This is a genomic window from Paracoccus marinus (genome assembly GCF_007018965.1).
In the GTDB taxonomy this organism is placed as follows: Bacteria; Pseudomonadota; Alphaproteobacteria; order Rhodobacterales; family Rhodobacteraceae; genus Paracoccus; species Paracoccus marinus.
Map to the genome: position 1 here is coordinate 1 of NZ_VJYZ01000028.1, position 7011 is coordinate 7011.

The following is a 7011-nucleotide window of genomic DNA, read 5'->3' on the forward strand; positions in this document are numbered from 1 at the left end:
CTTCCAGAGCCCCATCGCCTTCGAGCGAAAGGCCCGCGAAGTGAGCTAAACGCTCTCCACAAAAGCCGGGCAAGTCCAGTCGAGAATGATCGAGGCGAAGAGTTCCGCGATCTCGGGCTGATGCGCCTTCCGGATGCGGGCCAGCCGCAACATGCCGGTGTTCTCGGAGTATCGCAGCACGGCGTGAGAAATCTGGCGCACGCTGATGACCCGCTCGACCTGACCCTCGACGACCGGCATGGTCGAGACCATGGAGCCGTGGCTGACCACGAGGTTGATCTCGTCATCGTCGTCGTAGTCGCCCACCCGGCAGTAGTCCCCGAGAAAGGCGTCACGGAAGAGCGCGGCAACGGCCGTCCGGAACGCCTCGACCTTCTCCGCCGTCAGATCGATCGCGACGCCACGTTCCCGCCCGGCATATTCATGCAGGCGGTCGGCAGTGAGCATCGCCATGTGGTCGGCGGCCGCGTCGAAGAGGTCAGGATTCTCCAGAAAGACCCGGACGGCGATGTGCTTGGGATCATGCGCCTTGTTCGGCGCGTCCTCGTCGCCGGTCTTCATGTCGGGGAAAAGATCGACGCCCTGACGGGCGGCCTGCGTCTGGATGATCTCAAGGCCGCGGGCATCGCCCAGTTCCGCGATGCGGTGCAGATCGCCGCGCAGCCCCTCTGGATAGCTGTCTTCGGCGCCGGTCAGTAGCTTTTCCAGCGCCTCGCGGGCGGCATCCTCCTCCTGGTCCAGAAGGTCGACGGAGAAGCCCTTGTACTTGCCCTCGTGCCGCGCCAGCAGCGGCTTCATCAGGGCGAGATCGATGGTCTTGATGAACCGGGGGTTCACGAACTTCTTCAAATTGCCGGCCACGACGAATCCCCTTTCCTGCAAAACCAGTGTTCTTGATACGTTCTTTCGCGTGATTCATCAACCTGCGCGGGATCGGCTGGGACGGTTCGCGATCACGGTGAGTAGAGGCCAGAGGAGACGACCGCTCCGAGGCCCGCATGAAACGCCCCAATCCGCTGCCGCCCGACCTGATGACGCCCGCCGAGCGCCGCACCGAGCTCTGCGGTCTGCTGGCGCTCGGGCTGGTCCGGCTGCGGATGCGGGAAAGTGGCGAAGTATCTGACGATACCGGAGAAAGTTGCCTACACTTGTCCAGCGACCAATGCCCTCATGCAACTCCAACGCACCGGAGAACCGCATGACGACCCATGATCCCATCCCCGCGCGCCTGGCCGCGCTGAAGACCACGCCGACGCCCGACCTGAAGCAACAGTGGCGCGAGTTGTTCGACAGCGAGCCGCCGCCGTTCAACCGCCGCTACCTCGAAAGCCGGCTGGCCTATCGCATCCAGGAACTCGCCTATGGCGGGCTGAAGCCCGAGACGATCCGGCGGCTTGAGCGGCTGGGCGAAGAACTGGACGGCGGCGACAGGAAGAAGCGCAGCATCCGCGCCGACCGCGACCGCCCCATCACGGGCACGCGCCTCCTGCGCGAATGGCAGGGCGTCGAGCAGATCGTCACCGTCACCGCCGACGGCTTCGAATGGCAGGGGCGGCCCTACAAGTCGCTTTCCGCCATCGCCCGGGCCATCACCGGCACGCGCTGGAACGGCTGGGTGTTCTTCGGGCTCAAGAACCACAGGGGGCGAACATGACGAAGCCGCCCGAGAAATCGAAGGTCGTCCGCAAGCTGCGCTGTGCGATCTACACTCGGAAATCCTCAGAGGAAGGGCTGGAGCAGGAGTTCAACAGCCTGCATGCCCAACGTGAGGCCTGCGAGGCGTACATCGCTAGTCAGCGGTCGGAAGGCTGGGTGCTGGTCCGCGATCAGTATGACGACGGCGGCATCTCCGGCGGCACGCTGGAACGGCCCGGCCTGAAGCGGCTGCTGGAGGACATCGAGGACGGGTTGGTCGATGTGGTGGTGGTCTACAAGATCGACCGCCTCTCTCGGTCGCTGGCGGATTTTGCCAAGCTGGTCGAGGTGTTCGACCGGAACGGGGTGACCTTCGTTTCGGTCACGCAGTCGTTCAACACGACGACCTCCATGGGACGGCTGACGCTGAACATCCTGCTCAGCTTCGCCCAGTTCGAGCGCGAGGTCACGGCCGAGCGCATCCGCGACAAGGTCGCCGCCAGCCGGAAGAAGGGCATGTGGATGGGTGGGGTGCCGCCCTACGGCTACCGTGTCGAGAACCGGAAGCTGGTGGTGGATGAGGAATGCGCCGCGCATGTGCGCTGGATCTTCGCCCGCTTCCTCGAGATCGGGTCCTGCACGGAACTGGCGCGAGAGGTCGGCGCGCGCGGCATCCGCACGCCGCGCGGCAACCCGATCGACAAGAAATACGTCTATCGGATGCTCAGCAACCGCGCCTACATCGGCGAGGCGGTCCACAAGGGCGACAGCCATCCCGGCGAGCACCACGCCATCATCGACCGCGAGCTGTGGGACAAGGTTCACGCCATCCTGCAGGAGAGCCCCCGGAAGCGCGCCGCGCGCACGCGCGCCGACACGCCCGCGCTGCTGAAGGGGCTGCTGTTCGGTCCCGATGGCGCCGCGTTCTCACCGACGCATACTCGGAAGGGCGGGCGGTTGTACCGCTACTATGTCAGCCAGACAGTGCTGAAGCATGGCGCTGGATCCTGCCCCATCGGCCGCGTGCCCGCGGGCGAGATCGAGGCGGCCGTCATCGACCAGCTCCGCGCCGTGTTCCGCCAGCCAGAGATCGTGGCGGGCACGTGGAAGGCCGCGCGCACCCACGCCGACGACATCACCGAGACCGACGCCCGCACGGCCCTGCAGAAGCTTGACCCGCTGTGGGACGAACTCTTCCCTGCCGAACAGGCGCGCGTCGTGGCGCTGTTGGTCGAGCGCGTGGACATCGGCTCTGACGGGCTCAACGTGCGCCTGCGCGTCGACGGGCTCAGCGGTCTAGCCCGCGAGATGCTGGCCGGCGACATCGGAGAAGCTGCATGACGCGCCGGGCTCCGATCCCCGAGACGGTCACGCTCCACGTGCCATTCCGGATCGTGAAGCGCGGCGGGCGTAAGGAGATGCAGCTTCCGGAAGGCGCCACGCAACCGCGGCGGACAGACAACACGCTGGTCAAGGCGTTGGCGCGCGGGTTCCGGTGGAAGCGAATGCTGGAGTCGGGGGAGTTCGCCACCATCGCCGAACTGGCCGAGCGCGAGGGCATCGCGCCGTCCTACATGACGCGCGTCCTGCGTCTCACGCTGCTCGCGCCCGACTTCGTTGAGGCGATCCTGGACGGGAAACAGGGGCCGGAGGTGACGCTGGCGCGGGTGCTGGAGCCGTTCCCGCTGGAGTGGGAGCGGCAGCATCTCGACATCGTCGCCCACGACCGGTAATTGTCCAAGAGGGTTTTTGAAGCACAAAAGCGGTGCGGGCACGGCAGAGTTCGACGATCAGAATGAAAAAAGAAACAGAAATAGAGCATGAGCTTATCAAAACCCTTGTAGGGCTGAAATACTCCTATCGAGACGACATTCGAGATCGCGAAACGCTAGAACGCAATTTTCGCCAGAAGTTTGAAGCCCTCAATCGGGTAAATTTAACCGATGGAGAGTTCGAGCGTCTGCTCGACGAAATCGTCGCGCCTGACGTATTTGCTAGCGCAGAAAGACTGCGCAACCTCGAAAAGTTCGAACGCGAAGATGGCACGCCTCTATATTACCAGCTCGTCAATCTTAAGGACTGGTGCAAGAACAGTTTTGAAGTGATCAACCAGCTTCGGATCAACACGAAAAGTAGCCATCATCGCTACGATGTCATCGTGTTGATCAATGGCTTGCCGTTGGTACAGATCGAACTGAAATCGCTGCAAGTTTCACCGCGGCGCGCAATGCAGCAGATCATTGACTACCGAAACGATCCAGGTAACGGCTTCGGAAACAGCCTTCTTTGCTTCACGCAGGTGTTCATAGTCAGCAACCGAAGTCAGACTTGGTACTTCGCCAATAACAATAACGAGCATTTCCAGTTCAACGTCGAAGAACGATTTCTGCCGATCTATAAATGGGCTAAAAGGGACAATAGCAAGGTACAGCACCTTTCCGCATTTGCCGACCAGTTTCTCGCCAAGTGCACGCTGGCCGAGATGATCAGCCGCTACATGGTACTCATCCAGAACGAGCGGAAGCTAATGATGATGCGTCCGTACCAAGTTTATGCGGTTAGGGCGATCGTGGACTGCATCCATGAGAACCGGGGAAACGGATATATCTGGCACACGACCGGCTCGGGCAAGACGCTCACCTCATTCAAGGCGTCCACGCTGCTCAAAGATAACCCCGAAATTGAAAAATGCCTGTTCGTCGTCGATCGGAAGGACCTCGACAAACAGACGCGTGAGGAGTTCAACCGCTTTCAACCGGGATGCGTTGAGGAAAACACAAACACTGATACCCTTGTCCGGCGCCTTCTGTCGGAGGATTACAAGGACAAGGTGATCGTCACCACCATCCAAAAGCTTGGCCTTGCGCTGGATGGAAGCCACAGGAAGCAATACCGCGAACGTCTCGAACCGCTGCGGGATAAGCGCCTGGTTTTCATTTTCGATGAATGCCACCGCTCACAATTCGGCGATAACAACAAAGCGATCCGCGAATTCTTCCCTCGTGCGCAGCTCTTCGGCTTCACGGGCACGCCGATCTTCGAGCAGAATGCTAGCAATCAGCGGGTCGAGGGTGAGCAGGCCAGCCTGTTGACCACTACTGACATCTTCGAAAAGGAGCTGCACGCCTACACCATTACCCACGCCATCGACGACGGCAACGTGCTTCGCTTCCATGTCGATTTCTTCAAGCCTGACGGGACCCCAATCAAGCCTGGTGAAACGCCGGCTATGCGGGCTGTAGTTGAAGCGGTCCTCGACAAGCACGACGCTGCCACCAACCAGCGTAAATTCAACGCGCTATTCGCGACTGCCTCGATCGACGACGCAATCGAATACTTCGGTCTTTTCAAGGAACTCCAGGCCAAGCGCCAAGCCACCCTAGACGATTACCTCTCCCTGAATGTCGCCTGCGTCTTCTCACCACCCGCCGAAGGCAACCGCGACATCGCCCAGCTGCAGGAGGATCTGCCGCAGGAGATGGCGGATAATCAGAAGGAGCCGAACCGCAAGAAGCAAGCGCTTCAAGAGATCATCGGCGACTACAATTCCCGTTTTGGGACCAACCACCGACTGTCAGAGTTTGACGCATACTACCAGGACGTCCAGCAACGCATCAAAGATCAAAAATATCCCAACACCGATCTCCCGCACGAGAAAAAGATCGACATCACAATCGTCGTCGACATGCTGCTGACAGGTTTCGACTCGCAGTATCTGAACACGCTCTATGTCGACAAAAGACTGAAGTACCACAACCTCATCCAGGCTGTTTCGCGCACCAACCGCGTACTGAACGACTCAAAGCCCTACGGCAACATCCTCGACTTCCGCGCTCAGAAAGACGCCGTCGACGAGGCTATCACGCTTTTCTCAGGCGAAGCGCCGGACAGGGCCAAGGAAGTTTGGCTGGTTGATCCGGCACCCAAGGTGATCGATAAGTTGAAGGGGGCCTCGCAGCAGCTAGCGGATTTCATGAAGTCCCACGGCCTTGATGCTCGGCCAGAAGAGGTGGCGAACCTCAAGGGCGACGAGGCACGCGCTGAGTTTATCGAGCGCTTCAAGGAGGTGCGGCGTCTGACCACCCAGCTTGATCAGTACACCGACCTCGATGCCGACGCGAAGGCTACGATAGAAGCGCTGATGCCACGCGACGACCTACGCGCTTTCTCGGCGCAGTATCTGGAAACCGCCAAGCGACTCCAGGAGCGGCGGCGCAAGACCGACGACCCCGATGGCCCCACTGCCCAGCTCGATTTCGAATTCGTGCTCTTCGATAGCGCGCTGATCGATTACGACTACATCATGGGTCTCATTGCTCGGTTCTCGCAGGCCGCGCCGACGAAACAGAAGATGACCCGCGAAGAGCTGATGGGCCTTCTTGCCTCGAGCGCCCGGCTGATGGACGAACGCGACGACCTGGAAGCCTATATCGCCACGCTGAAAGAAGGCGAAGGGTTGAGCGAGACCGAGGTCCGCGCAGGCTATGTCCGTTTCAAGGCTGCGCGTCAGGCCGAAGAACTGGCGCGCATTGCCAAGAAGCACGACCTGTCCGTCGAGGCGCTGCAGGGCTTCGTCGACCACATCCTGGATCGATACATCTTTGATCCCGACGCGCTGACAGAGCTTTTCCGCCCCATGGGCCTAGGCTGGAAGGTGCGCGCGCGGGCCGAGCTCGCGCTCATGGAAGACCTGATCCCGCTTCTCCGTGGCAAGGCCGACGGGCGAGAAATTTCTGGCTTGGAGGTCTATGAAGATGTCTGAGGCCTACCCGCCCATCCCCAGCCTACGCTTCCCCGAGTTTCGCGATAACGGGCCATGGGGGGTTAAGCCGTTGGGCGCGCTGGTCAATACGATCACTCCGCCGAAAAAGATCCAGACTTCCGGCTATTCTCCGAGCGGACGCTTCCCCGTCATAGACCAGTCGCCCAATGATATTTGCGGCTGGACTGATGACGAAACGGCGCTCGTCCAAGCGGACTTTCCGCTAGTCATTTTTGGCGACCATACCTGCGTTGTGAAAGTCGCCGAAGGACCCTTTGCTCAAGGAGCCGACGGCATCAAGATACTTGCCCCCTCTTCAGATGTCGAAGCTCGCTTTCTACACCAGTATCTGCAGGCCAACCCTTTGGAACAGGATGGCTATCGCCGACATTTCTCAGCGCTTAAGGAAAAACTAATCTCTTTTCCGCCCTTGGAAACGGGAGAACAGCAAAAGATTGCCGATTGTCTAACCTCGCTTGACAAATTGATCCGCGCCGAGACGGCGAAACTTGAGTCGCTTAAGATGCACAAGGCAGGTGACCTGCCCCCCACGCGATCCCTCAGTCTGATGTAGAGTCTGCCCCACCTGAAGGAGCAGACGAATGAGGAAAAGC

General features: G+C 60.4%; 6 protein-coding genes. 5 read left to right on the plus strand and 1 reads right to left on the minus strand.

The genetic code is table 11. From position 1 onward, the window contains the following. Nucleotides 1–45: 45 nt before the first annotated feature. On the minus strand, nt 46–861 hold the full coding sequence (locus FNF32_RS11980; RefSeq protein ID WP_143796658.1) for a hypothetical protein: 816 nt from the start codon (nt 859–861) through the stop codon (nt 46–48). A gap of 337 nt (nt 862–1198) precedes the next feature. Here FNF32_RS11980 and FNF32_RS11990 point away from each other — a divergent pair, with 337 nt between their 5' ends. The 5 genes from FNF32_RS11990 (at nt 1199) to FNF32_RS12010 (ending at nt 6971) form a co-directional block, all read left to right on the plus strand. After that, nucleotides 1199–1654, plus strand: a complete 456-nt coding sequence (locus FNF32_RS11990; protein ID WP_143796660.1) for a DUF2924 domain-containing protein — start codon at nt 1199–1201, stop codon at nt 1652–1654. Further along, nucleotides 1651–2976 carry a recombinase family protein gene (locus FNF32_RS11995; protein ID WP_143796661.1) on the plus strand — a complete coding sequence of 442 codons (1326 nt, stop codon included), beginning with the start codon at nt 1651–1653 and terminating at the stop codon, nt 2974–2976. Before FNF32_RS11990 ends, FNF32_RS11995 begins: the two co-directional genes overlap by 4 nt. Then, the gene (locus FNF32_RS12000; protein ID WP_131675045.1) at nt 2973–3368 is read left to right on the plus strand and encodes a hypothetical protein; all 396 of its coding nucleotides are present in this window, start codon (nt 2973–2975) and stop codon (nt 3366–3368) included. Before FNF32_RS11995 ends, FNF32_RS12000 begins: the two co-directional genes overlap by 4 nt. A 62-nt stretch (nt 3369–3430) precedes the next feature. Beyond that, on the plus strand, nt 3431–6397 hold the full coding sequence (locus FNF32_RS12005; RefSeq protein WP_131675044.1) for a type I restriction endonuclease subunit R: 2967 nt from the start codon (nt 3431–3433) through the stop codon (nt 6395–6397). Beyond that, nucleotides 6390–6971 (plus strand): restriction endonuclease subunit S, encoded by a 582-nt coding sequence (locus FNF32_RS12010; RefSeq protein WP_185961952.1) that lies wholly within the window; start codon nt 6390–6392, stop codon nt 6969–6971. The genes FNF32_RS12005 and FNF32_RS12010 overlap by 8 nt, the downstream gene beginning before the upstream one ends. Nucleotides 6972–7011 lie beyond the last annotated feature (40 nt).